25 protein-coding genes are annotated in these 25,377 nt (G+C 65.7%); 20 read left to right on the top strand and 5 right to left on the bottom strand.

The window, feature by feature from the left end:
• Position 1 precedes the first annotated feature (1 nt).
• Positions 2–901: a glycosyltransferase gene (locus GD627_RS16260; RefSeq protein WP_146361518.1), complete on the bottom strand. Its 900-nt coding sequence runs from the start codon at positions 899–901 to the stop codon at positions 2–4.
• A gap of 157 nt (positions 902–1,058) precedes the next feature.
• On the opposite strand from GD627_RS16260, the gene GD627_RS16255 reads away from it, so the two are divergent.
• The 13 genes from GD627_RS16255 (at position 1,059) to murA (ending at position 13,799) form a co-directional block, all read left to right on the top strand.
• Positions 1,059–2,990: a polysaccharide biosynthesis protein gene (locus tag GD627_RS16255; protein WP_152273404.1), complete on the top strand. Its 1,932-nt coding sequence runs from the start codon at positions 1,059–1,061 to the stop codon at positions 2,988–2,990.
• Positions 2,990–3,985, top strand: coding sequence for an MraY family glycosyltransferase (locus GD627_RS16250; RefSeq protein WP_152273403.1), 996 nt, complete (start codon positions 2,990–2,992; stop codon positions 3,983–3,985). Before GD627_RS16255 ends, GD627_RS16250 begins: the two co-directional genes overlap by 1 nt.
• Before the next feature lie 124 nt (positions 3,986–4,109).
• Entirely contained in the window at positions 4,110–4,592 is a 483-nt protein-coding gene (locus GD627_RS16245; RefSeq protein WP_152273402.1) for a hypothetical protein, read from the top strand.
• 353 nt (positions 4,593–4,945) lie between these two features.
• Positions 4,946–5,749: a F0F1 ATP synthase subunit A gene (atpB, locus tag GD627_RS16240; RefSeq protein ID WP_146361522.1), complete on the top strand. Its 804-nt coding sequence runs from the start codon at positions 4,946–4,948 to the stop codon at positions 5,747–5,749.
• Positions 5,750–5,820: 71 nt separating this feature from the next.
• Positions 5,821–6,036: an ATP synthase F0 subunit C gene (atpE, locus tag GD627_RS16235; protein WP_146361523.1), complete on the top strand. Its 216-nt coding sequence runs from the start codon at positions 5,821–5,823 to the stop codon at positions 6,034–6,036.
• A gap of 44 nt (positions 6,037–6,080) precedes the next feature.
• Positions 6,081–6,629 (top strand): F0F1 ATP synthase subunit B, encoded by a 549-nt coding sequence (locus tag GD627_RS16230; protein WP_146361524.1) that lies wholly within the window; start codon positions 6,081–6,083, stop codon positions 6,627–6,629.
• A complete protein-coding gene (locus tag GD627_RS16225) occupies positions 6,629–7,444 on the top strand; it encodes a F0F1 ATP synthase subunit delta (RefSeq protein ID WP_152273401.1) in 816 nt (271 codons plus the stop codon). The genes GD627_RS16230 and GD627_RS16225 overlap by 1 nt, the downstream gene beginning before the upstream one ends.
• A gap of 101 nt (positions 7,445–7,545) precedes the next feature.
• Positions 7,546–9,183, top strand: coding sequence for a F0F1 ATP synthase subunit alpha (gene atpA / locus GD627_RS16220; RefSeq protein WP_146361526.1), 1,638 nt, complete (start codon positions 7,546–7,548; stop codon positions 9,181–9,183).
• 100 nt (positions 9,184–9,283) lie between these two features.
• The gene (locus GD627_RS16215) at positions 9,284–10,177 is read left to right on the top strand and encodes a F0F1 ATP synthase subunit gamma (RefSeq protein ID WP_152273400.1); all 894 of its coding nucleotides are present in this window, start codon (positions 9,284–9,286) and stop codon (positions 10,175–10,177) included.
• Positions 10,178–10,254: 77 nt separating this feature from the next.
• The gene (gene atpD, locus GD627_RS16210) at positions 10,255–11,718 is read left to right on the top strand and encodes a F0F1 ATP synthase subunit beta (RefSeq protein ID WP_146361528.1); all 1,464 of its coding nucleotides are present in this window, start codon (positions 10,255–10,257) and stop codon (positions 11,716–11,718) included.
• Positions 11,719–11,723: 5 nt separating this feature from the next.
• The gene (locus GD627_RS16205; RefSeq protein WP_146361529.1) at positions 11,724–12,011 is read left to right on the top strand and encodes a F0F1 ATP synthase subunit epsilon; all 288 of its coding nucleotides are present in this window, start codon (positions 11,724–11,726) and stop codon (positions 12,009–12,011) included.
• A 9-nt stretch (positions 12,012–12,020) separates the two neighbouring features.
• On the top strand, positions 12,021–12,449 hold the full coding sequence (locus GD627_RS16200) for a DUF2550 domain-containing protein (RefSeq protein WP_152273399.1): 429 nt from the start codon (positions 12,021–12,023) through the stop codon (positions 12,447–12,449).
• A gap of 84 nt (positions 12,450–12,533) precedes the next feature.
• On the top strand, positions 12,534–13,799 hold the full coding sequence (gene murA, locus GD627_RS16195; protein WP_152273398.1) for a UDP-N-acetylglucosamine 1-carboxyvinyltransferase: 1,266 nt from the start codon (positions 12,534–12,536) through the stop codon (positions 13,797–13,799).
• Between the two features lie 187 nt (positions 13,800–13,986).
• On the opposite strand, the gene GD627_RS16190 is transcribed toward murA, so the two are convergent.
• The 3 genes from GD627_RS16190 to nucS all read right to left on the bottom strand — a co-directional run bounded on the left by GD627_RS16190 (position 13,987) and on the right by nucS (position 16,390).
• A complete protein-coding gene (locus GD627_RS16190) occupies positions 13,987–14,190 on the bottom strand; it encodes a cold-shock protein (protein ID WP_146361532.1) in 204 nt (67 codons plus the stop codon).
• Between the two features lie 237 nt (positions 14,191–14,427).
• The gene (locus tag GD627_RS16185; RefSeq protein ID WP_152273397.1) at positions 14,428–15,648 is read right to left on the bottom strand and encodes an N-acetylglucosamine-6-phosphate deacetylase; all 1,221 of its coding nucleotides are present in this window, start codon (positions 15,646–15,648) and stop codon (positions 14,428–14,430) included.
• Positions 15,649–15,694: 46 nt separating this feature from the next.
• Entirely contained in the window at positions 15,695–16,390 is a 696-nt protein-coding gene (nucS, locus tag GD627_RS16180; protein WP_146361534.1) for an endonuclease NucS, read from the bottom strand.
• A gap of 40 nt (positions 16,391–16,430) precedes the next feature.
• Between nucS and GD627_RS16175 the strand changes: the two genes are divergently transcribed.
• On the top strand, positions 16,431–16,775 hold the full coding sequence (locus GD627_RS16175) for a hypothetical protein (protein ID WP_152273396.1): 345 nt from the start codon (positions 16,431–16,433) through the stop codon (positions 16,773–16,775).
• A gap of 48 nt (positions 16,776–16,823) precedes the next feature.
• Here GD627_RS16175 and GD627_RS16170 read toward each other — a convergent pair whose 3' ends face one another.
• On the bottom strand, positions 16,824–18,269 hold the full coding sequence (locus tag GD627_RS16170; protein WP_152273395.1) for an AI-2E family transporter: 1,446 nt from the start codon (positions 18,267–18,269) through the stop codon (positions 16,824–16,826).
• 290 nt (positions 18,270–18,559) lie between these two features.
• Here GD627_RS16170 and GD627_RS16165 point away from each other — a divergent pair, with 290 nt between their 5' ends.
• From GD627_RS16165 to GD627_RS16140, 6 genes are all read left to right on the top strand, one after another.
• Positions 18,560–20,299 (top strand): DUF8094 domain-containing protein, encoded by a 1,740-nt coding sequence (locus GD627_RS16165; protein ID WP_152273394.1) that lies wholly within the window; start codon positions 18,560–18,562, stop codon positions 20,297–20,299.
• Positions 20,300–20,349: 50 nt separating this feature from the next.
• Positions 20,350–21,312, top strand: a complete 963-nt coding sequence (locus tag GD627_RS16160) for a co-chaperone YbbN (RefSeq protein WP_152273393.1) — start codon at positions 20,350–20,352, stop codon at positions 21,310–21,312.
• Positions 21,313–21,328: 16 nt separating this feature from the next.
• Positions 21,329–22,450 (top strand): NADH:flavin oxidoreductase/NADH oxidase, encoded by a 1,122-nt coding sequence (locus GD627_RS16155; protein WP_152273392.1) that lies wholly within the window; start codon positions 21,329–21,331, stop codon positions 22,448–22,450.
• Positions 22,451–22,562: 112 nt separating this feature from the next.
• The gene (locus GD627_RS16150) at positions 22,563–23,336 is read left to right on the top strand and encodes an ABC transporter ATP-binding protein (RefSeq protein ID WP_152273391.1); all 774 of its coding nucleotides are present in this window, start codon (positions 22,563–22,565) and stop codon (positions 23,334–23,336) included.
• Positions 23,318–24,892 (top strand): transporter, encoded by a 1,575-nt coding sequence (locus tag GD627_RS16145; RefSeq protein ID WP_152273390.1) that lies wholly within the window; start codon positions 23,318–23,320, stop codon positions 24,890–24,892. The genes GD627_RS16150 and GD627_RS16145 overlap by 19 nt, the downstream gene beginning before the upstream one ends.
• Positions 24,893–24,916: 24 nt before the next feature.
• On the top strand, positions 24,917–25,225 hold the full coding sequence (locus GD627_RS16140; RefSeq protein WP_146361541.1) for a DUF3039 domain-containing protein: 309 nt from the start codon (positions 24,917–24,919) through the stop codon (positions 25,223–25,225).
• Positions 25,226–25,377: the final 152 nt, after the last annotated feature.

Below are 25,377 nucleotides of genomic sequence, written 5' to 3'. Positions count from 1 at the left end.
GTCAGAACCCGAAGTCCGACGGCGGCCCGAAGCGGCGGCCGCCCATGCCTGCCGCGTACGCGCGCAGCCAGTTTGCGAAGCCCCGGGGATCCCGGGTTCGAGCGAAGTGGAGGGGGTACCCCGCCGCGTCGGCCACGAAGGACTTGACCCGTCCGTAGCGGCGGGTGAGGAAGCCGCGGTTGCGGTAGAAATAGAACTGCTTGAACGGCGTTTCGGGGACCAGGACATGCATCCGGTCTCCCAGGACAGGCTGCACCTCGGCCCAGGCGGCCGGGTGTGTGAGGGCCACCGTGGTGACGGTGCCGAAGCTGATCCCCGCACGGCGCAGCCGGATCATGAAGTCTGTTTCGTCACCCCGGATGAACAGCCGCAGGTCCGGAAGCCCCACCCGGTAGAACACGTCGGCCCGGATCAGGGCCCCGTTGAAGAAGTGGCCCACGTTGGGCAGGAAGCCGCGGGCAGCCACCTGCGCCCGGTCATGGGTCAGTTTTCCGTCCAGGCGGAAGTGGAAGGAAAGCGTGTCGGGCGCGCCGGGGGCCACCACGAGCGGCAGGACCACGTCGAGCTGCCGGTCCTTGGCCGCGGCCAACAGGGTTGCCACACACTCGGGATCCTCGGGATGGGCGTCGTCGTCCATGATCCAGATCCATTCGGCACCCGAGGCCATGGCTGACAGAATCGCCAGCGAGAATCCGCCCGCACCGCCCAGGTTGGTGTTGGACCGGATGTAGTTCACCGGTGCCGGGGAGTTTTCAGCGATATCCGAAACCGGGTTCTTGCCGGAGTCCACGAGTGCCACGGACGTGATGTTGCCGCTCTGCGCGGCCAGTGCCTCCAGCAGCGTCTTGACGTCATCCGGACGGTCGAAGGTCACTGCTGCTACGGCCACGGAGTCCGGCAAGATGGTCCTTTCGGGCAACCCGGGGGATCGGCCTAAACCGAAACCGGAGAGGGTGTGCAGTTAGTATGCTGAATAGATTCCAGTCTATTACACCGGATTCTTTCACCAGTTCTTCGCACTACCGAGAAGAGAGCCGGGTAGCTACCCGTTGAGGACCATGAGGCAAAAACCTACGGACAACCACCACCTTCCCCGGGGGGAAAAGCCGGTCCTGTGGCTCTGGTCGCAGTACATGCTGGACTCCCTGGCCTGGATTGTGGCCATCTTCCTTGCGCTGGTGCTCCGCTACGAACTCACCGTTGAGCAGATCAACCCCGGCGGACTCGCTGTCTTCTGCGCGGTCGCCGTCCTGACGCAGCTGGTTGTCGGCTATTCGTTTGCCCTCTACCGCGGCCGCTACAGCTTCGGCAGCTTCCATGAAATGCGCCTGCTGGCCGTGGTGACCCTCATAGTGTCCGCCATCCTGGTCCTTGCCAGCGCACTGTTCGGCCTCGTGATCGACATTCCGCGCAGCACCGGCATGATCGCCTTCCCGTTCGCGTGCCTGTTCATGGCCGCCATCCGTTACCTCAAGCGGATGTACGTGGAAAGCAAGGCGCGCCCGGGCGAGGAAGCCCAGCGCACCCTCGTGTACGGCGCCGGCTTCCTCGGCGGATCCCTGGTGGCCCGGATGATGAAGGACCCGGAATCCCCGTACTACCCCGTTGGCCTGGTCGACGACGACCCGGCCAAGAAGCACCTGAGGCTCGCTACCGTTCCCGTCCTCGGCAAGCTTGTGGACCTCCCCGAGCTGGTGCACCGCACCCGCGCCACCGTGCTGATCGTGGCCATCGCCGACGTGGAAGCGAAGCAGGTGCGGGAGATTTCCGATCTCGCCGAAGGCCTGGACCTGCGCGTGCTGGTGCTTCCGCCGCTCAAGGACATGCTGTCGAAGGGCGACGGCGCCGGATTGGGGGATTTCCGCGACGTAGCCGTGGAGGACCTCATCGGCCGCAGGCCGGTGGACATCCACGTTGACGAGGTGGCCGGCTACCTGTCCGGTAAAAAAGTGCTCGTCACGGGTGCCGGGGGCTCCATCGGATCCGAGCTGTGCCGGCAGATCACCGCGTTCAACCCCGGCGAACTGATCATGGTGGACCGGGATGAGACCGGCCTGCAGCTCACCCAGCTCTCGATCACCGGCCGCGGCCTGTTGGACGGCCCGGACACCGTACTGGCCGATATCCGGGATTCCGAGGCACTGGAGCGTATCTTCCGGGAACGCCGCCCCGACGTCGTTTTCCATGCCGCCGCGCTGAAGCACGTCTCCCTGCTGGAGCAGTACCCGCAGGAAGCGTGGAAGACCAACGTCATCGGCACCGCGAATGTCCTGGCCGCTGCACGCAAGGCGAACGTGCGCCACTTCGTGAACATCTCCACGGACAAGGCGGCCAACCCGACCACGGTCCTCGGGCATTCCAAACGCGTTGCGGAGAAGCTGACGGCGTGGATGGCGCGGGCCACCGGGGAACAGTACGTTTCGGTGCGGTTCGGCAATGTGATCGGCAGCCGCGGTTCGATGCTTCCGCTCTTCAGCGAGCAGATCCGGCAGGGCGGCCCGCTCACGGTGACGGACCCGGAGGTAACCCGCTTCTTCATGACAATCCCCGAGGCCTGCCAGCTGGTCATCCAGGCCGGTGCGATCGGGCGCGGGGGAGAGGTCATGATTCTGGACATGGGCGAGCCCGTGAAGATCCTCGACGTCGCCCGCCGCATGATCGCCATGTCCGGCAAGGACATCGAGATTGTCTTCACCGGCCTGCGCCAGGGCGAAAAGCTTCATGAAATCCTGGTCGGCACCGGAGAAGAGGACTCGCGTCCCCTGCATCCGAAGATCTCCCACGCCGCCGTTGCCGTACTGGACCCCGCCGACCTGGACCTCGCCGACTGGCTGCGCCGCTGCAGCATTGAACCCGACAGCGTGCCGACGGACGGGGCCGAAACGGACGCCGGCGAGATTGTGCGGATCCCGGGTGCCCGCCGCCCCGGCACTCCGGGCGACGGCGTGCAGGAGCCGGGCGAACCCTACAGCGAACGGCGGACCGGCTGATGCTGCTGGCGCTCTGCGTGGCGGCCGCCTTCCTGGTGAGCCTGCTGCTGCCGTTCCTTTTTATTCCGCTGCTGCGCCGGCTGGGTGTCCTGGACATCCCCAATGAGCGCTCCTCCCACACCAAAGCGGTGATCCGCGGGGTGGGTGTCACCACTGCCGCCGGGGTCCTGGCCGGTCTCGTGCTGGCACTGTTGACCGGGCTCGTTGCCGTTGACCGGTCCGTGCTGGCCATCCTGATCGCCGTGATCGGAGCGGCCTCCCTGCTGGGCTGGATCGAGGACTTCAGGGGTGTCTCCGTCCGCACGAGGGCGGCCACCCAGCTGGCCATCGGACTGGCAGGGACGGCCGGACTTGCCTGGACCATGGAGCAAAGCTGGTGGTGGGTTCCGGTGGGCGGCATCGCTATTGCCGCCTACATCAATGTCGCCAACTTCATGGACGGCATCAACGGCATCTCGGGCCTGCACGGGCTGGTGGTGGGAGCGCTTTATTCCGTCAGCGGCGTGCTGTCGGACCATGTCTGGCTGACCGTGACGGGAGCCGTGGTGGCCGCGGCATTTGCTGCCTTCCTCCCCTGGAACCTCGGCCGCGGACAGGTCTTCCTCGGGGATGTGGGCAGTTACCTGCTGGGATCCTCCATCGCCGGTGTTGCCGTGGCAGCGTTCCTTGCCGGCGTCTATGTGGAATACCTGCTGTTCCCGCTCATGGTCTACCTCGCGGACACCTTCTCCACGCTGCTGCGCCGCATGCGACGGGGGGAGCGGTGGTACGCCGCTCACCGGCAGCACGTCTACCAGCGGCTGACCGACACGGGCCTGAGCCATGTCCAGGTCTCCCTGATCGTGACCGGCTGCACCCTCGCCCTGGGGATCACCGGCCTGCTGACGGCCGGCGCAGGCGCCGGGGCGACGGCTGCCGGAGTCCTCTTCGCCGTCGCCGTACTGGCGTTTTACCTCGCATCTCCGCAGCTGTTTGCCCGCCGCACAGTGGCATAACCAGGCCCCGCGCCACCCATGCGGGGAGCTTCTTCTATGTACTGTAGAATTCAAGGGTCGCGGTAACCCGCGCCTTCCCCCAAGCCCCAGGCTCTGAAGAACCAGCAAGGAAGACTGCCTCACCATGAGATCCGCTGAAGGTTCCCGCTCCGGCGGGTACCTGACCGCCTCCGGGCCTACGAAGGCCCCTTGGCTGGGGATTCTCAGGTCAGCCCTGGCACTGTCCGGCGGTGCAGCGGTCCTCGCGGCAGCTGCGGCCGCCCCAATCTCCGGGCCCGGCGCCGCGGCGAGTGCCCTATCGGGATGGTTCCTTATTGCCGCATTCTTCGGAATCAGCCTCCTGGTGGGCCACGTCGTAGGACGCAGCAACCCCTCCGGGGCCATTGGAATGTTCGTGGTTACTTATGCGATTAAAATCGCCGGGTTCGCCGTCATTCTTCTCGTCCTGGGAACACCGGAATGGCTGCATACGGAATGGTTTGCCCTGACCGCCGTAGGCGCAGTGGTCCTGTGGCAGTTTGCCGAGATCCGCGCTTTTTCACGGAGCCGCCACCTGATTTACAGCGATGTTACCGACACGGCCCGCAAAGGGGGATCAGATGCCTAAGAATCAGCCCGCATCGGGACCTGCAGCCTTCCAGGCTCCTGCCAGCCGCCGCCGCGCAATCGTACAGTATCTGCTGGCAGGAATCATCGCCCTGGGTTTGATAGGGTGGAGCCTGGATAGTCTCCTGGGAACTCGCTGGATTTTACCGGCCGGTATCGTCCTGGGTGCGGTCAGTGGCTATTATGTCGCCTTCGCACACAGGCGCGCCTCGGGTGCAGACCGCCCCGGAGCGGGCGGAAAACAGCCGGATACGGATAAATCGAATTGATTTCACAAAACCGAAACAACGGGCGCACCTCGAGCGTGCCCGCCAATGATATGCCCAACGACGGACACAGCAGAGAGGAAACGCGTTGATCGCGCTTGCGCTTCCCGCCTCCAATGAAGAGGGATTCGTTCCACCCACCCTCGAAGACATGCACCTCCCTGAGATCCTTCCCTGGGGCGCCGAAAGTGGTGAAGGATTTGGAAAGCAGATGCTGCTTATCCTCCTCTCCGTCATCCTTATCGGCTGGTTTTTCGTAGCCGCCGCCCGCAAGGGACAGATGGTTCCGGGCCGGCTGCAGTTCCTGGGCGAATGGAGCTACAACTTCGTCCGCAACTCGATCGGCCGGGACATCATCGGTGAAAAGGACTTCCGGTCCTTTACCCCGCTGCTCTTTGCGCTGTTCTTCTTCATCCTGATCAACAACCTGTGGGGCACCATCCCGCTGGCCCAGCTGCCGACCACGTCCCACGTGGGTACGGCCTATGCGCTGGCCGGGATTGTCTACTTCACCTGGATCATTGTCGGCATTCGGAAGCACGGCCTCGCCTACTTCAAGTTCGCCACAGTGCCGTCCGGTGTGCCGATGGCCATCCTGCCCCTCGTGGTCCTGATTGAAATCATCTCCACCTTCCTGGTCCGCCCGATCACGCACAGCCTGCGACTCTTCGCAACCATGCTGTCGGGCCACCTGATCATCATGCTGGCGGGTGCCGGAACCTCGTTCCTGCTCCTGGAGGCTGAGGGACTGCTGAAGCCGCTGGGTGTCCTCACCCTGGTAGGCGGCGTCGCCATGTTCCTGTTCGAAGTTTTGATCCAGGTCCTGCAGGCCTATGTCTTCACCCTGCTGACCGCGATCTACATCCAAGGCTCCCTGGCCGAGGAACACTAAACCTCCCCTCACCGGGGGAAACCCCTGAACCAAACAACCTGCCCCCGGGCATCTTGAAAGGAACATCCATAATGGAAATCTCCATCGACGGTAACCTCAACCTCATCGGCTACGGCCTGTCGGCAATCGGCGGCGCCATCGGCGTGGGCCTGGTCTTCGCGGCGTACATCAACGGCGTTGCACGCCAGCCGGAAGCACAGCGCGTCCTGCAGCCGATCGCCTTCCTGGGTCTGGCACTGACCGAAGCACTGGCTATCCTTGGTCTGGTTTTCGCGTTCGTTCTCTAACTTCAGCGCGAATTTTCCTAACCAAGTAGATAGGACGGATTGAAATGAACGAGGCACTAATCCTCGCCGCCGAAGAAGGCGCGAATCCTCTGGTCCCGAACATCTGGGAGATCCTCGTAACACTGCTTGGCTTCGCCGTGCTGATGTACATCGTCGTCAAGTTTGTCGTCCCGATGTTCGAGAAGACGTATGCAGAGCGTACCGAGGCCATCGAAGGCGGACTCAAGAAGGCCGAAGCTGCACAGGCTGAGGCCAGCGCGGCGCTCGATGAATACAAGCAGCAGCTGATCGATGCCCGCACCGAGGCTAACCGGATCCGTGAGGAAGCACGCGCCGAAGGCGCCCAGATCCTCGCAGACCTGAAGGCCAAGGCCGGCGCAGAATCCGCCCGCATCATGGAACAGTCCCACGTCGCCATCGAGGCTGAGCGCCAGGCAGCTGTCGTCTCCCTCCGCAGCGAAGTGGGCACCCTTGCCACCGAGCTGGCCAGCAAGGTTGTCGGCGAGTCCCTCGCCGACGATGCGCGTGCCGCCCGTGTGGTTGACCGCTTCCTTGCCGACCTGGAAACCCAGAACGCAGGTGCGGTTAAGTAATGGCAGGTATATCGAGCGAGTCACTGGCCGCAGCTCAGGAGAAGCTGGAAGCCATGCTTCCCGGTGCAACCCTGACCCTGGCCGAGGAACTCTTTGGAATTCTGGGCCTGCTGGACAGCGATGCTGGCCTGCTGCGTGCCCTGACGGATCCGGCTCGTGAAGCCTCTGCAAAGGGAGCCCTGGTCTCCACGCTGGTCGGCGGCAAGGTTTCGACCGATGCCGAGCAGCTGGTTGCTTCTCTGGTGGAGTCCCGCTGGCGCACGCCGCGTGACCTGGGCGATGCCCTGGAAACGCTGGGCGCTACGGTCGTCTCCGCTGTCGCGGAAAACAAGGGTCCCGGCCTGGCCGGCCTTGAAGCCCTGGAAAGCGATTTGTTCCGCTTCAACCAGGCCGTTGCAGCCAACCACGACGTGCAGCGTGCACTGCAGGAACCGCAGGCATCGGCTCAGGCGAAGGCCGTACTGGCACACAAGCTGGTACCGGGCATCGGAGCCGAAGCAAAGGTGCTTATTACGCAGGCAGTAACCGCCCCGCGCGGTCTGCGTCCCGCAGCACTGGTTGCCCGCTTCATGGAACTGGTGGCCGGCCGCCAGCAGCGGTGGATTGCAGAAGTGCAGTCCAGCCGTCCGCTGACGCAGGAACAGCAAAAGCGTCTGCAGTCCTCTCTCAACGGACTGTATGGCCGTGAGCTGAAGATCAACGTCAATGTGGACCCGGCGATTCTCGGCGGCATTCGTGTCACAGTGGGGGATGAAGTAGTTGATTCCACCGTTGCGACGCGCCTGACTGAACTTCGCCGAAAGCTCGCTGTCTAGTCACTTTGACGGCCCTCACCGGCCTTCAAGAACAATTGAGAACCAATCACGGTCATCGGCTTTTATTCGATGATCACAACATAGGAGAGCAGGGACTGCAGATGGCCGAATTGACCATCAACGCCGACGACGTCCGTAATGCGTTGAATGAATTCGCGGCGTCCTACGAACCCGGAAACGCAGAGCGCGTTGAAGTTGGCCGCGTAACAACCGCCAGCGACGGCATTGCCCGTGTGGAGGGCCTGCCCTCCGTTATGGCGAATGAGCTGCTTCGGTTTGAGGACGGCACGCTGGGCCTGGCCCAGAACCTTGACACCCGTGAAATCGGTGTCGTTGTACTTGGCGATTTCGCCGGTATCGAAGAAGGCCAGGAAGTTCACCGCACCGGTGAAGTCCTGTCCGTACCCGTAGGCGATGCCTTCCTGGGCCGCGTTGTCGACCCGCTGGGCGAGCCGATGGATGACATGGGCCCGATCGCCGCTGAGGCACGCCGTGCACTGGAACTCCAGGCACCGGGCGTGACCATGCGAAAGTCGGTCCACGAGCCGCTTCAGACCGGCCTCAAGGCAATCGACGCCATGATCCCGATCGGCCGCGGCCAGCGTCAGCTGATCATTGGTGACCGCAAGACGGGTAAGACCGCCATTGCCGTTGACACCATCCTGAACCAGAAGGCCAACTGGGATTCCGGCGATGTGCAGAAGCAGGTTCGCTGCATCTACGTTGCCATCGGCCAGAAGGCTTCCACGATCGCTGAAATCAAGCGGACGCTGGAAGACAAGGGCGCCATGGAGTACACCACCATCGTGGCCTCCCCGGCATCCGACCCCGCAGGCTTCAAGTACCTGGCACCGTACGCCGGCTCGGCCATCGGCCAGCACTGGATGTACGGCGGCAAGCACGTCCTGATCATCTTTGATGATCTGTCGAAGCAGGCAGAAGCGTACCGCGCCGTGTCGCTGCTGCTGCGCCGTCCGCCGGGACGCGAAGCCTACCCGGGCGACGTCTTCTACTTGCACTCCCGCCTGCTGGAGCGTTGCGCCAAGCTCTCCGACGAGCTCGGTGCCGGTTCGATGACCGGCCTGCCGATCATCGAAACCAAGGCAAATGACGTCTCGGCCTACATTCCGACCAACGTCATCTCCATCACCGACGGCCAGATCTTCCTGCAGTCGGACCTCTTCAACGCCAACCAGCGCCCCGCCGTCGACGTCGGTATTTCCGTCTCGCGCGTCGGTGGTGCTGCACAGCAGAAGGCCATGAAGAAGGTCTCCGGTACGTTGAAGCTGGAACTGGCCCAGTACCGCGACATGCAGGCGTTTGCCATGTTTGCCTCGGACCTGGACGCCGCTTCCCGCCAGCAGCTGACCCGCGGTGCACGCCTGATGGAACTGCTGAAGCAGGGCCAGTACGCCCCGTTCCCGGTGGAAGACCAGGTTGTCTCCATCTGGATGGGTACCAACGGCTACCTCGACGACGTCCCCGTTGAGGACGTCCGCCGCTTCGAGTCCGAGTTCCTGGAGCACGTACGCCGCTCCTCGTCCGTCATGACCGTCCTGGCCGAGACGAACAAGCTCGAGGATTCCACGGTTGATGAGATGAAGAACCTCATCACCAACTTCAAGCAGGGTTTCTTCGGCGAAGGTGACAACCGCATGGTTGCCGCCGGCCACGAAGAGGCTTCCGCCTTGGACGAGGACGCCGTAGACCAGGAAAAGATCGTCAAGCAGAAGCGCTAGCGGCTGTGGAGTTCCGCTGCCGGGCTTAGGTGCCCGGCAGCGGAACCCCGAGCCATTGCCTTAGCCCCTAGCTCCAACGCTAGGAACTGAAAGGAAGAGTATGGGAGCCCAAATTCGGGTCTACCGCCAGAAGATCGCGTCGACCACGTCGATGCAGAAGATCTTCAAGGCGATGGAGCTGATTGCTGCCTCTCGCATTGGAAAGGCGCGCACCCGTGTGGCTGCGTCACTGCCTTACTCCAATGCGATCACCCGTGCCGTTTCTGCTGTGGCATCCCAGTCGGAGATCGATCATCCGCTGACCACCGAACCGGAGCAGATCCGGCGCGCAGCCGCGGTCATCATGACCTCCGACCGCGGTCTTGCCGGATCCTACTCCGCCGGTGTCCTCAAGCAGGGCGAAGCACTCAATGAATTGCTCCGTGAAGAGGGCAAGGAAGTTAAGACCTACCTTGTTGGACGCAAGGGGCAGGCGTACTACGACTTCCGGAACCGTTCCGTGGAACGGGTCTGGACCGGCGGTACCGACGCACCCGAGTTCGAAACAGCCCGTGAAATCGGCAAGGCACTCCTCGATGACTTCAACACGGCCTACGAAGACGGCGGCGTGGACGAAATCCACATCGTCTACACGCGCTTCAAGTCCATGGTTATTCAGGAACCTGCGGTTATCCGACTGCTGCCGCTGGAAGTAGTAGAGGAAGAAGCCCAGTCAAGCGCTGAGTTCCTGCCGCTCTACGAATACGAGCCTGAGCCGGAAAAGGTCCTGGACGCACTGCTGCCGCGCTACATCGAGTCGCGCATCTTCGCAGCCATGCTCCAGGCAGCCGCTTCCGAGCTTGCAGCCCGCCAGCGCGCCATGAAGGCCGCAGGGGACAACGCCACGGACCTGATCAAGAAGTACACGCGACTCCGCAACAACGCGCGTCAGGCCGAAATCACCCAGGAACTTTCCGAGATCGTAGCCGGTGCGGACGCGCTCAGCGCCTCCTGACCAGCTGCAGTTCAAGACAAGTTCCAACGCATAAAAAACTTAGTCCACACGCCATCTAACTGAGTGAAGTGAGAGAGATGACTGCCCAAACTGTCGAGCACGGAGCTAATTCCGTAGCCTCGGGTGCCACCGGCCGTATCGCCCGTGTCATCGGCCCGGTTGTCGACGTCGAATTCCCGGCTGACGCAATCCCCACCATCTACAACGCACTGACCACCGAGCTGACGCTCGACGGCCAGACCCGCACCATCACGTTCGAGACCTCCCAGCACCTGGGTGACAACCTCGTCCGTGCCATCTCCCTGCAGGCCACCGACGGCCTGGTCCGCGGCGCTGCCGTATACGACACGGGTGCTCCCATCTCCGTCCCCGTAGGCGACGGCGTCAAGGGCCACATCTTCAACGTCCTGGGCCAGCCCCTGGACGTTACCGAAGACAAGCTGGAGATCTCCGAGCGCTGGCCGATCCACCGTTCAGCCCCGAACTTCGCTGACCTTGAGGGTTCCACCGAGATGCTGGAAACCGGCATCAAGGTGATCGACCTTCTCACCCCGTACATCAAGGGCGGCAAGATCGGCCTGTTCGGCGGTGCCGGCGTCGGCAAGACCGTGCTGATCCAGGAAATGATCACCCGTGTTGCCCGCAACTTCGGCGGTACCTCGGTATTCGCCGGTGTCGGCGAGCGTACCCGTGAAGGCAACGACCTCTGGGTTGAAATGGAAGAGGCGAACGTCCTGAAGGACACCGCCCTTGTATTCGGCCAGATGGATGAGCCGCCGGGAACGCGTCTGCGCGTGGCACTGTCGGCTCTGACCATGGCGGAGTACTTCCGCGATGTGCAGAACCAGGACGTGCTGCTCTTCATCGACAACATCTTCCGCTTCACGCAGGCAGGCTCCGAGGTTTCCACTCTTCTCGGCCGCATGCCTTCCGCCGTGGGCTACCAGCCGAACCTGGCTGACGAGATGGGTCTGCTGCAGGAGCGCATCACGTCCACCAAGGGCCACTCGATCACGTCCATGCAGGCCATCTACGTGCCTGCAGATGACTACACCGACCCGGCCCCGGCCACTACGTTCGCCCACCTGGATGCGACCACGGAACTTTCCCGTGAAATCGCTTCCCGTGGCCTGTACCCGGCCGTGGATCCGCTGACCTCGACGTCGCGTATCCTCGACCCGCAGTACGTCGGCCAGGCGCACTACGACACGGCCATCCGCGTCAAGCAGATCCTCCAGAAGAACAAGGAACTGCAGGACATCATCGCCATCCTCGGCGTTGACGAGCTCTCGGAGGAGGACAAGATCGTCGTGTCGCGTGCACGCCGCATCCAGCAGTTCCTCTCCCAGAACACCTACACCGCCAAGCAGTTCACCGGTGTGGAAGGCTCGACGGTTTCCATCAAGGACACCATCGAAGGCTTCCGCATGATCTGCGACGGCGACGTTGACCACATCGCCGAGCAGGCCTTCTTCAACGTCGGCGGCATGGACGATGTCGAGCGTCAGTGGGCAAAGATCCAAGAGCAGACCGGAAAGTAAGCCACATGGCCAACGAACTCGAAGTTGAGATTGTTGCTGCCGACCACTTCGTGTGGTCGGGAGCGGCAAAAATGGTCAAGGCCCGCACCAGCGACGGCGAGATCGGGATCCTTCCCGGACACTCACCGGTGCTGGCCATCCTGGCAGAGGGCGGCCTGGCCATCGAGCCGGTGTCCGGTTCCCGCATTGAGGTAAGTGTTGACGGTGGATTCTTCTCCGTGGACAACAACCGCGTAGTCATCGTGGCAGACAATGCCAAGGTGACCAGCGACGCACCCGCCGGGACCCGCTGACCCCTTCCGATGGACAGCTCCTATGTGTTCATTGCGTTGGCCGCCCTGTTTGGGCTGCTTGTCCTTGCAGTAGTGCTTTTCGGGGTGCGCCGCAGCCAGCTGCGGCGCGCCCTGGGAACCTTCGATGCCTCCATCCGCTTCCCCCCTTCGGGGTGGCGGATGGGGGTATGCCGTTATACGGACACCCATCTGGAATGGCTGCGCCTGGTCTCGCTGAGTCCCCGCCCCCCGTACCGTTTCCTGCGCAGTTCGCTGGAAATGGCCGGCTGGCGGGAGCCCACCGAGGCCGAGCGTGCCCGGATCCAGCCGGGCGCCGTCGTCGTCCGGCTGAATTACCAGGGCAGCGAAGTCCTCGTCGCCATGAACTATGAGGCCTACGCCGGACTGTCCTCTTGGGTGGAAGCCGGCCCCGTTGTGGGCATCGGCACCTGGCGCTAGCGCCCGCGGAAAAAGGCACAGGGAATTTCCCTGTGCCTTTTCTGCTGCCCGGAGACGGCGCCCGCGGCCACTTAGGATGGAGTCATGGAAGACGTCATTGTTGTTACCGGTCCGTCCACCCTCCGCGGCACCGTCACCGTCCCGGGCGCCAAGAACAGCGTCCTGAAGCTTATGGCAGCGACCCTGCTGGCGCAGGGCCGCTCCGTCATTACGAATGTGCCCAACATCCAGGACGTATGGATCATGGCCGAGCTGCTGCGCCGGCTGGGCTGCACGGTGGATTACGACGTCGATGCGGGCTCCGTGGCCGTGGACGTCCCCCAGGAACTGGGCCACCAGGCGGACTATGACCTGGTCCGGGCCATGCGTGCCTCCATCTCGGTGCTGGGGCCGCTGGTGGCACGCTGCCGCCGGGCGGAAGTGGCCCTGCCCGGCGGTGACGCCATCGGCTCCCGCGGACTGGACATGCACCGGGCCGGGCTGGAACTGATGGGCGCCGAGATCGGCATCGACCACGGATACCTCGTCGCATCCGTTCCGGAAGGGCTGCACGGCGCGGACCACATCCTGGATTTCCCCTCGGTGGGCGCCACCGAAAACCTCATGATGGCCGCCACCCTGGCCCGGGGACGCACCGTCATCGACAACGCCGCCCGGGAGCCGGAAATCACGGACATTGCCCGGATGCTCAACGGCATGGGCGCGAAAATCAGCGGCGTGGGGACCAACACGCTGGTCATCGACGGGGTGCACGAACTGTCTCCGGTAGAGCACCGGGTGGTCCCGGACCGGATTGTCGCCGGGACCTGGGCCTTCGCGGCGGCAATCACCGGCGGCGAGATCGAGGTGCGCAATGCTGACGCGTCCGCCCTGACGGTGGTGCTGGACAAGCTGGTCCAGTCGGGCTGCCGGGTCAGCACGGAGGATAGCGGCTTCACGGTCAAGGGGCCGGCCCGTCCCGAGCCCATCAACGTGTCCACGCTGCCCTACCCCGGCTTCCCGACCGATCTGCAGCCCTTCGTGGTGGCACTGAACGCCGTATCCACGGGGTCCGGCATGGTGACCGAGAATGTTTTCGAGGCGCGCTGGGGCTTCACCTCGGAACTGGCCCGGCTTGGAGCCGTGGTGCGGCTGGACGGGCACCACGCCCTGATCCAGGGGGTGCCGCGGCTCTCCGGTGCTCCGGTGGTGGCCAATGATATCCGCGCCGGTGCTGCCTTGGTTATTGCGGGTTTGGCGGCGGAGGGGACCACGGAAGTACGCGGTGTGGAGCATATTGACCGCGGTTATGAGCGGTTCATGGAAAACCTGCGCGGTCTGGGAGCCGGTGCGGTCCGCCGCCGCGGATAAAGATTCCCGGAAGGAAAATCAACAAAACACAAAGGAAGGCCCCCGGCAGGTGCCGGGGGCCTTCCAATATGTCAGATAGGCAATTGTCTGCGGTGCCTACGAAAGCTGTGCCTACGAAAGCGGTGCCTACGAAAGCTGTGCCTTGGAGGCGAGTGCCTTAGCGACGAGTGCTTTAGAGAGCGGTGCTTTAGAGGGCGGTGACGCCGGTGGCCTGGGGGCCCTTGGCGCCCTGGCCGATCTCGAAGGAAACCCGCTGGTTCTCGTCGAGGGTCTTGAAGCCGTTGGTCTGGATTTCGGAGTAGTGGACGAAGACGTCGCCGTCGGAGTCGTCCGGGGTGATGAAGCCGAAGCCCTTTTCGGCGTTAAACCATTTGACGGTGCCCTGAGCCATTTGTTTCTCCTCATAATGTGGAACCTGCCGGCACGGTCCGTGCCGGTTATGTTACTGAAGCAAGAAAGCCCAAGTTCTTGCTGTTCAGCAGTTCCTTGAGGAGCTTCTCACTCGCAACGGTCTTGCGAGCATGAAAAAACACCTACACAAAGACTTGATATCAGCGTGGCATAACCGAAATGGCTGGTCAATGGAGAAAACGAAATATTTAGGAAAGTTTTTCTCCTAAGTGTTTCTTCAGCGAGGCAGCCACGTACCGCTGCGCAGGACGGCATGCAGTTCGAGTTCCGGCGACACCACCAGGGCGTCGGCACGCAGGCCCCGGCGCAGGGCACCGACTTCGTCGGCCAGCCTCAGGACGTCCGCCGGCACCGCGCTTGCTGCCTGCACGGCGTCGGCCAGGGGAACCCCGGCGTCAACGGCGGTCCGCACGCACTGCAGGAGCGTGGCGGTACCGCCGGCCAGCCCGCCGTCCGTTCCCAGCCTGGCGGTACCGCCGCTGACCACGACGTCGGCGGGTCCCAGGCGGTAGCTGCCGTCCCCCAGCCCGGTGGCGGCCATCGAGTCGCTCACCAGGGCCACATTCGCCGGACCGGCCAGGTCAAAGACGGTGCGGATCATCGCCGGGTCCAGGTGCACGCCGTCGGCAATCAGCTCCACCACCGCATCGCCCCGCCTGGCGGCCCGCAGGCACGCGGCAACGGGGCCGGGGGAGCGGTGGTGCATGGGGGCCATGCCGTTGAACAGGTGCGTCACGGTGGGACGTGGGGCGTAGCCGTCAAAACCCGCCTCCTCCATTTCCTCCCGCGCCCACTCCAGGGACGCGGCGGCGGTGGAATCCGAAGCATCCGTGTGGCCCAGGGACGGTGTCACGCCCCGGGTGATCAGCCGGTCCACCAGGTCTTCGGCACCCGGCAGTTCCGGTGCGTAGGTCATGGTGACCAGTTCGCCGTCCGAGGCAGCGAGGAATTCATCCACGAAGCCAGGCTCCGGGGCAAGGAGGGACGCGGGGTCCTGCGCCCCGCAGCGGACGGCGGAGAGGAAGGGCCCCTCGGCATGGATGCCGGCAATGAGTCCCTCCCGGGCCACGGCCCCGAGCCGTCCCGCGGCAGCCAGCAGCACGTCCTTGGGTGCGGAAACGGTGCTCGCCAGCAGTGTGGTGGTGCCGGCTGCATGCAGGAACGCGGCAGCACGGCGGATTCCCGCTGCGTCCGCCGTGGTGAAGTCGCTGCCGACGGCGCCGTGGCAGTGCAGGTCCACCAACCCGGGAATGATGAGGGCACCCTCCGGCGCGGTGACAGGATCCGGCCAGCCGCGGCCGTCGAAACCGTCCGCCGGCCCGGCATAGACGATGCGGTCACCCTCGAAGGCCAGTGCGCCGTCGGCAATGAGTTCGTCCGGGGCGAGCAGGGCGCCGCGGATCCAGCCGCGGTCCCGGCTGCGTGCAGTTGGGTTCATGCACCGATTCTAAGCACGGGTGCCGGTCCGGCAGGCGGGCGGGGTGTCAGAACAGCCGGGAATCCCGGTCATCCACGCCGCGCATGGCGTCATAATCGAGCGTGAGGCAGGTGATCCCGCGGTCCTCGGCCAGCACGCGGGCCTGCGGCTTGATCTGCTGGGCGGCGAAAATGCCCCGCACCGGTGCCAGCAGCGGGTCGCGGTTGAGCAGTTCCAGGTAGCGGGTCAGCTGCTCCACGCCGTCAATGTCTCCGCGGCGCTTCAGCTCCACGGCCACCGTGGCGCCCGTGGCATCGCGGGCGAGGATGTCCACGGGACCAATGGCGGTCATGTACTCGCGGCGGATCAGCGTGTGGCCCTCGCCGAGCCGGTTGATCTGTTCAGCCAGCAGACGCTGCAGGTCTGCTTCGACGCCGTCCTTGATCAGGCCGGGATCAGTACCCAGGTCATGGGAGACATCGGAGAACCGCTCATAGATGCTGATGACGAGGCGGTCATCGGTTTTGGCGCTCTGGACGTTCCAGACCTCGGTCACGCCGGCCTCGGCGTCCGTTTCGTCGGGTTCCAGGGTCCGGAGGGTGGCCGGAGGGCTCATCCAGTTCAACGGTTTGTAGGATCCGCCGTCGGAATGGATGAGGACGGAACCGTCGGCCTTCACCATGAGGAGCCGAACGGCCAGGGGCAGATGGGCACGGAGGCGGCCGACGTAGTCAACGGAGCAGCGGGCTATTACTAAACGCACAGTTGCACTTTACCGGCTGAACTGCGGCAAAATGACTTATATGCCCCGTTCGAATCATCCCCGCCGCGCGCCCGCCTCGGGCAGCGCCGCCGGCCGGAACGCACGCCGCAAGTGGGCATCGGCGCCGCCGGAGCGGGATCTGGAGCGCACCCGGGCCGGTATTCCGATGCGCGAAAGCGGTCCCGACGGCGAGTGGTCCGTGCGCCAAATCACGGCCGGAAACGCCGCAAAGGACTACCGGTGCCCCGGCTGCGCGCAGATCATCCCGCCCGGCACTGCCCACCTGGTGGTGTGGCAGGAAGACTCGCTGCTGGGACGGCAGAGTGCCGTCGAGGGCCGCCGGCACTGGCACAACCACTGCTGGCGGATCCGCCGCCGGTACTGACCGGCCGCCGCGGCCGGTGCTGCGTCAGTTGGCCGGATCAGTGCCCGGTCAGTGCCCGTCCTGGCGTGCGATAAAGACCTCCTTGAGCAGCAGCAGGGTGGCAGCCGCCGTCGGAATGGCTATCAGCGCCCCCAGCACCCCCAGCAGGCTGCCGCCGGCAATCACGGCGATCACGGCGACGGCGCCGGGCACCGCCACGGCCCGCTGCATCACGCGCGGGGAGACGAAGTACGCCTCAAACTGCAGGTAGGCCATGTAGAGGATGGCGAAGACCACCGCTGTCTGCCAGCCGGCGGTGAGGGCCACCAGGGAGACCAGCACCAGGGCGATGGGCGGGCCCACGAGGGGAATGAAGGCCAGCAGCGCCACCAGGAAGGCCAGCAGCACGGAGAAGGGCACACCGGTGATGGTCATGACTATGAAGGCATAAAGGGCGTCGAGCAGCGCCACGAAGCCCTGGCCGATCACGTAGTTGCCGACGCTGCCGGTGATCTCCTCGGACAGGGCCTCCACCCGACGGCGGCGGCTGCGCGGCGCCAGCCGGTAGGCCCACTTCTTCATCGAGGGTAGGGACGCCAGGAAGTACAGGGTCAGGACCAGGATGATCAGGGCGCCGAACAGGCCGTTCGCGATCACGGTGCCGGCGCTGAGCACGCCGCCGAAGATGCCGCCCACGGCGTCGCTGTTGGAGAAGAACTTGGTGACCTCCTCATTGATGCGGTCACGGATCTGGAACTGTTTGTCGACGTTGACGAAGAAGTCGGACGCCAGGAACCTGTTGATGTATCCGGGGGCGTTGGCGATGATTTCCGTCGTCTGGCTCACGATGGTGGGGATGAGCGTGGCGAAGAAAGCCGCAATCACCCCTGCCAGCACCAGAACCGTGATGGCGATGCCGGCGGGGCGGGGTATTCCCCGTGCCGCGAGCCAGCGGACCACCGGATCCAGTCCGAGGGCGATGAACAGGGCGGCACCAATCCAGACGAGGAGCTCGCCGACGTTGGTGATGACGAAGAAGAGCAGCAGAGCCAGGCCCACGCCGACCGTGAGCATAAAACCAAAGTAGATGGGGTGGGAGCGCATGCTCCCGGGCTCGGCATCCTGTGCGCGTCCGCTGCCGCTGACGCTCAGGCGCTCATCGGGAAGACGCACGTCCTCGTCGACGGTGATTTCCGGATCAGCCGTTTCCTGGGGCGGGAATTCGGGCGGAATTTCGAAGCGCGGCCTCGGCCTTGCGCCGGGCATTCCGTGGCGCAGGCTGTAGCGGACCCGGTCCGCAGCCGTGGAAAGGAACCCGGGCAGCGGCGTGCGGCCCGCTGCGGGGCCGGGACCGGTGTCGGCTGCACCGCTGTCCGGAGCGGCAGCGCCTGCCGCATTCCTGCCTGTTGCACTCCGGCCGGAGGTGCTTTTGCCTGCTGCACCTTTGTCCGGGGCATTTTTTTCCCCGGGTCCGGGGAGCGGCGCGTGGACGGGCACGTCCTCCTGATCGCTCATTTCGCGCCTTTCTCCTCTGCCTTCGGGGGCTCTCGTACGAACCGAAACCTTACCAGCAGGCGCGCCGCCGGCACCGGGTTTCCGGTGGACCCGGGACCGGGAACATGCAGGCCTGCGGGAGGGCGAATGGGTGCTCCGAACGGATTTCGTTACCATTGGGTTACCAAGTGCCAGGACAATTTGTGCCCGCCGTGATTTCGCGCCTGCATTCCGGAGCCCTCGTTCCAGCGTGCCTGCGGGGAATTCGCCGCCCTGCCATGTCATTTGCCCAGACCGAAGATAGGTAAGTTGTGCGAAAAAAATTTGCAGTTCCGCTGATAGTCCTCGGGGTGCTGCTAATGCTCGTAGGCATTGGCCAGCGCACGTTCTGGGCACCCCCGGAAACCGAGTCGGTCTCCGTGGATCCCCGCAGCAGCGAAGAATCCGCTGCAGTCACCGTCCTGGAACCGGAGCTGCTGGCGGACTATCCGGACGGCGTGGACATCACGGTCCGCTCGGAGCAGCCCTTCACGCTGGCGGTAGGCCGCGCCAATGACGTCCAGGCCTGGGTGGGAGACGCTTCCGCCACCCGGGTGGGCCCCGGCGAGGACGGACTGTCCCTGACAGTGGGCACTGACCGGACCGGAATCACGGCCCCGAATCCCGCAGGGTCGGACCTCTGGGTCGTGGAGAAATCCGGCGAAGGCGAACTGTCCTATGCCTGGGAGGCGCCTGCCGAGGGCGACTGGCGGATTCTGCTTGCCGCTGACGGCACCGCTGCCGCACCCACCGACATCACCCTGAGCTGGGAAAGCGATGCCACCAGCCCGTTCGCCGTTCCCCTGATCGTGGCCGGTGCCCTGCTGGCCGTGCTGGGCCTGGCCCTGGCCTTCCTGCGCAGCGGCTCGGACGGTCCGCGCCGCGGCGGGAACCGCAGCACCGAACCCGGCACCGAGCCGTCCGGCCCGCAGCCGAAAGACACGCAGTCGAAAGACACCGCGCCGAAAGACACCGCGCCGAGCGTGTCGGGAACGACGTCGGCCTTCGCCGCCGCCGCCTCCGGCCGCCGTCGTCCGGCCTTCCTGGCTGCTGCCGCTGCCGCCGTCCTGGTGGCCGGCTCCGCCCCCGCAGCGGCGGTAGCGGAGGATTCCGCGCCCCGAAGCCGTCCGGTGATCGTGGATTCCCAGCTGACCCGCATCCTGGATTCCGTCGCCGGGACGGTCCAGGCAGGGGACGCTGCCAAGGATGCCTCGCTGCTGGCCCCCCGCGTCGGCGGCGCCGCCTACGCCATGCGGGAAGCGAACTACGCCGTGGCGGCAAAATCCGCCGACCACTCCGCCCCGGTGCCCGTGGCCGCCGAGACGCTGCGCACCCAGTCCATCGGGACCGCCGCTGGCTGGCCCCGCACCGTGGTCGCCGTCACCCAGGGCAAGGACAACCCGGTGCCGCATGCACTGCTGCTGGTCCAGGACTCGGCCCGGGACAACTACAAGCTGGTTTCCGCTGTGCAGATGCTGCCCGCCAGCACGTTCCCGCAGCCCCCTGCCGCCGACGCAGGCGCAGACCAGATCCGCACGGAGTCCGACAACGGGCTGGCCATGTCGCCGCAGTTCGCCGTTGAGGCGCTGGCTGATTCCCTGACCGTGCCGGACGGCTCGCAGAAGGACACGTTCGCCGCCAACCGGTTCAGCGAAGACGTGGTCAAGTTCCAGCAGCAGGTGCAGACCGACCCGAAGAACGAGTTCGCCTCCAACAAGTTCCGGCACGCAGCCGACCCGTTGGCTACGTATGCCCTGCGGACCGACGACGGCGGTGCCCTCGTGTTCGGCTACCTCTACAACTCCTTCTCGAGCACACCCAAGGAAGCAGGCGACACGGTCAACCTCGAAGGCACTGTGTACGAGGCACTGACGGGCAAGCCGAGTACCGACAAGGGTATTGACGTCCTCCACGGCGAAGCCGTGATGCTCTACGTTCCGGCAGCCGGCGGCACGTCCCAGGCCCTGGTGGTGGGCGCATCCCAGGAACTGCTGTCCGCAAAGCTCAAGTAGGCCCGGTGCGGGCTTGCCGGTGGACGGGCGGGGCGTAATAAGGTGAAGAAATGAGTACACCGAACCACCGCCCGTCACCGGCGGCCCCCTCCTCCATGAACCTGCGGGGGGCAGTAGACCTTTCCGCCCTCAAGGCCCGGTCAACTGCTCCGGCGGCACCGGCGTCGACAACCCCGGCAGCCGGCACCGCTCCCGCTCCGTCGCCGTTCGTGGTGCAGGTCTCCGAGCAGACCTTCCCGCAGGTGGTCCAGCTGTCTGCCGAAGTCCCCGTGGTCATTGACCTGTATTCGGACGCGAGCCCGGACTCACAGCAGGTTTCAGCCATCCTGGCTGCCATTGCCGTGGAACAGAACGGACGGATGCTGCTGGCCCGTGTGGACGCCGCTGCCTACCCCCAGATTGCCCAGGCCTTCTCTGCGGTTGCCGTTCCCACGGTTGCCGCGGTGATCAAGGGCCAGCCTGTCCCGCTGATGGACCGGCTGCTGCCCGAGGACCAGATCCGGGCCCTGATCGGGGAACTGATGCAGGTGGCCGCCTCCAACGGCGTCAACGGCTCCCTCGAAGGCGGGACGGAGCAGGGCCCCGCAGAGGACGCGCCGCTGCCTCCGCTGCATCAGGAAGCCTTCGACGCCATCAACGCCGGGGACTATGACACCGCCGCCGCGGCGTACCGCCGGGCGCTGGCCGAGCAGCCCGCCGATGCGGAAGCCAAGGCCGGGCTGGCACAGGTTGAGCTCATGGCGCGGCTGCGCGACGCGGACGCGGATGAGCTGCGCCGGGCCGGCGCCGAGGAACCGGACAACGTGCAGGCACAGCTTGCCGTTGCGGACCTGGATATTGCCGGCGGGCACGTTGAAGACGCCTTCCGCAGGCTGACCGGCCTGATCGGGAGGATCCGCGGCGAGGACCGCGAAACTGTCCGGCTGCGGCTGCTGGACCTGTTCGAGGTGGTGGGGGTGTCCGATCCCCGGGTCACCAAGGCACGCTCTGCCCTCGCCCGGGCACTCTTCTAGGACGGCGGACCACTCCATGGACACCCCGTCCCTCTTTGACCCCCTCACCCTGCGCGGCCTGGAACTGTCCCACCGCGGCTGGGTTGCCGCAATGTGCCAGTACAGCGCCGACGCCGAAAACCCGTCGGATCCGGCCAACGCCCCCGGAGTGCCCAACGACTGGCACCTGATGCACCTGGGTTCCTTCGCCGCCGGCGGAGCCGCCCTGATCATCACCGAGGCGGCCGCCGTGAACCCGGCGGGGCGGATCAGCCCGCAGGACGCCGGCATCTGGAACGCCGAGCAGGCCGGCGCCTGGCAGCGCATTACCGATTTTGTGCACCGGCACGGCGCGGTGGACGCCCGGATCGGCATCCAGCTGGCGCACGCCGGCCGCAAGGCCTCCACTTACTCACCGTTCGCCGCCGGGCACGGCAGCGTGCCGCCGGAGGACGGCGGCTGGCAGACGGTTGGACCCACCCCGCAGCCGTTCGGCAGCTATGCTGCCCCGGCGGAGCTGGATGAAGCCGGGATCCGGCAGGTCATCCGCGACTTCGCCGACGCCGCCGTCCGCGCCGTGGACGCCGGCTTCGACACCATCGAAATCCACGGCGCGCACGGCTACCTGCTGCACCAGTTCCTCACCCCGCTGGTCAACACCCGAACCGATGCATGGGGCGGCGACGAGGCCGGGCGGAACCGGCTGACCCTGGAGGTCATCGACGCGGTTCGGGCCGTGATCCCCGATTCCATGCCCCTGCTGCTGCGCATCTCCGCCACGGACTGGATGCCCGGGGGAGTCGACGCCGAGTCCTCGGTGGTCCTGGCCCGCGCCGCCCGCGAGCACGGCGTGGACCTGGTGGACGTTTCCACCGGCGGAGCCGTTCCCGGGGCCTCCATCAAGGTGGGCCCGAACTACCAGGTGGAATATGCCGAGGCGGTCCGCCGCGGTGCGTCCATCCCCACGGCCGCCGTCGGGCTCATCGACTCCGGGGCCCAGGCCGAGGAGATCCTGAAGGCCGGCTCCGCAGACGCGGTCCTTATTGCCCGTGCCGCGCTGCGGGACCCGCACTGGTGGATGCGTGCCGCCGCGGACCTGGACGCCAAGCTGCCCTGGGTGCCGCAGTACGAACGGGGTGCCCGCCCCGGGAAGTTCTAAGCGGACGGCCGCCCGGCCTAGTCCGCGTGGCGGATGGCCGGGCGGCCGGAGCGGGGGACAACCAGTCCCTTGTGCGGAGGACGGGGCGGTGCCCGGTGGCTACGCTGGTGCCATGACATCCACACCGGATCCCGTCCCGGCCCTATCCCTCCGGGGGCTCGTCAAGCAATTCGGCAGCAAGACGGCCGTCAACGGCATCAGCCTCGATGTTCCGCAGGGTTCGTTCTACGGGCTGGTGGGCCCCAACGGGGCCGGTAAGACCACCCTGCTGTCCCTGGCCACCGGGCTGCTGCGCCCGGATGCAGGATCGGCCCGTGTGCACGGCACGGACGGGTGGGCGCAGCCGCTGGAAGCCAAGCGGCTGATGGGGATCCTGCCGGACGGGGTCCGCCTCTTTGACCGGCTGACCGGTGAACAACTGGTGACCTACGCCGGACTGCTGCGCGGGATGGACCGGGAAACCGTACAATCCCGCACCAGGGACCTGCTCGCGGCCATGGACCTCACGGCCGACGCCGGCACGCTCGTGGTGGACTACTCCGCAGGTATGACCAAAAAAGCAGCCCTGGCCTCGGCTCTCATCCATGCACCCCGCCTGCTGGTCCTGGATGAGCCGTTTGAAGCGGTGGACCCCGTCTCGGCCGCCAATATCCGCGACATCCTTACCGGGTACGTCCGCTCCGGGGGCACGGTGATTGTTTCCAGCCACGTCATGGACCTGGTGCAGCGGATGTGTGACCACGTGGCCGTCGTTGCCGGCGGCAACCTGCTGGCGGCGGGCACGGTGGACGACGTCCGCGGGGACGGCAGCCTGGAAGACCGCTTTGTGGCCCTGGTCGGCGGCCGCACGCACTCGGAGGGGCTGGAATGGTTGCGCACCTTCTAAGGCTGAAGCTGCTGCTGCTGCGCAACTCGCTTCGACGCAGCCCCTGGCAGCTCGTGGGGATCATCCTCGGCGGGCTGTATGCCCTCGGCCTGCTGGCGCTGCTGCTGGCCGCCCTGTTCGTGGTCGGTGCCGATCCGGCGCTGGCACGGACTGCGGTGGTGCTGGCGGGAACGGTAACCGTTGTCGGCTGGGCGGTGGTCCCGGTGGTGTTTTCCGGGGTGGACCTGACCCTGGATCCGGCACGCTTCACTACCTACGCCATTCCGGTTCCGCAGTTGCTCACCGGCCTGGCCGTAGGCGGGCTCATTGGAATTCCGGGTGCCACCACGCTGCTGGCAGTGCTGGCCCAGGCGTTGAGCTGGTACCGCTCGCCGGTGGCGCTTGCCGCGGCGCTGCTGCTTTCCGCGGTGGCAGTCTTTACCTGCGTGCTGGCCTCCCGCGTTGCCGTGGCCGCTGCCGTGTCCCTGACCGGATCGCGCAGGTTCCGCGACCTCACGGGAGTGCTGCTGGTTCTTCCGCTGGTGCTGCTGGGCCCCATCATCAGCGCGGTGGGGGAGGGGATCAGCGCAGGCGCCTCCTTCCTTCCCCGTCTCGCCGACGGGCTGTCCTGGACGCCGCTGGGCGCGGTCTGGGCCGTTCCGGGCGATATTGCCGCGGGCAGCTACGGTCCCGCCGCGGCCAAGAGCGTCATCAGCATCCTGTTCCTGGCCGTGCTCGCTGCGGCATGGCGAACCCTGCTGCTGCGGGCGCTGGTCCGTCCGCCGCAGGCCGCCGCGGCCCGCCGGAGCGCAGGAGCCGGACTGTTCGCCCGCTTCCCGGCAACACCCACCGGGGCGGTAGCCGCCAGATCGCTGATCTACTGGCTGCGGGATCCGCGGTACAGCACCTCGCTGCTGGTAATGCCGCTGCTGGTCGTGGTGCTGGTCTTTGCGGGCCGGGATTCGCAGGCCGGCAGCGGACTCCTGGTCACCCTTGCCCTCGGCCCGCTGATCGGATTCCTGATGGGATTCTCCCCGCACGCCGATGTGTCCTATGACAACACGGCTTTCGCCCTGCACCTGGCCACGGGCGTGAGCGGGCGGGCAGACCGGGCCGGACGGGTCCTGGCGTGCGCAGTGTTCGCCGTCCCGGCCGTAGTGCTGGCCTCCGTGCTCCCGGCCGTCCTGACCGGGCATGCGGGGCTGGCGGTCCCGGTCCTCGGCGTCGGCCTGGCCGCACTGCTTGCCGGCCTGGGGCTGTCCAGTGCCGTCTCCGCCCGCTATACCTACAACGTCCCGCTGCCGGGGGAAAACGCGTTCAAGACCCCGCCGGGATCCGCCGGCCGGTCTCTGCTGGTGCAGGGGGCCTTCAGCCTGTTGCTGTTCGCGCTGCTGCTGCCGGTCCTGGTGCCGGGCGCGGCCGCCGTCGTTCTGCAAAGCACCCTCTGGGGGCTTGTGACACTGCTCGCCGGGCTGCTGGTGGGTGCCGCGGTGCTGATCTCCGGGATCCGGCTGGGCGGGCGCTGGATGGACGCCCGCGGGCCGGAGCTGCTGCAGCAGGTCTCCGTCAACAGATAGCCGCCTGGTACTAAGATGGAACGCATGAGCCTGCCTCCCGATCCTTTCGAAAACGATCCCCGCCGCCTGGACGACAACGGTACGTCCACGGCCACCATCGAGCGCGAAGAACTGCGCGAAGAGCTGGAACCCGGCGATAGTGAGCGTTTCGCGCACTATGTCCGCAAGGAAAAGATTATGGAATCCGCACTGTCGGGCGAGCCTGTCATTGCCCTCTGCGGCAAGGTCTGGACACCGGGCCGCGATCCGCAGAAGTTCCCGGTCTGCCCCACCTGCAAGGAAATCTACGACGGCCTGCGTCCCGAAGGCGACAGCCCCAAGGGTAAGAAGTAATACGTCCTTCCGGCCGTTGTATGCCCGCCCCGTTTCCAGCCTTCCGCGGTGAAGGCAGTTAGTCCTGATGCCTGCATGACCTCTGTTATTCCCTCTATGCACCTTTCACCTGCGGCTGAACCCTGCCGCGCTGCGCTGCCCCCAGCCGGCGC

Origin of the sequence: Arthrobacter yangruifuii (genome assembly GCF_009192775.1) — a bacterium.
Lineage (GTDB): Bacteria > Actinomycetota > Actinomycetes > Actinomycetales > Micrococcaceae > Arthrobacter_B > Arthrobacter_B yangruifuii.
The sequence above is the reverse complement of the archived record's forward strand: the minus strand, read 5'-3'. Positions and strand labels throughout refer to the sequence as shown.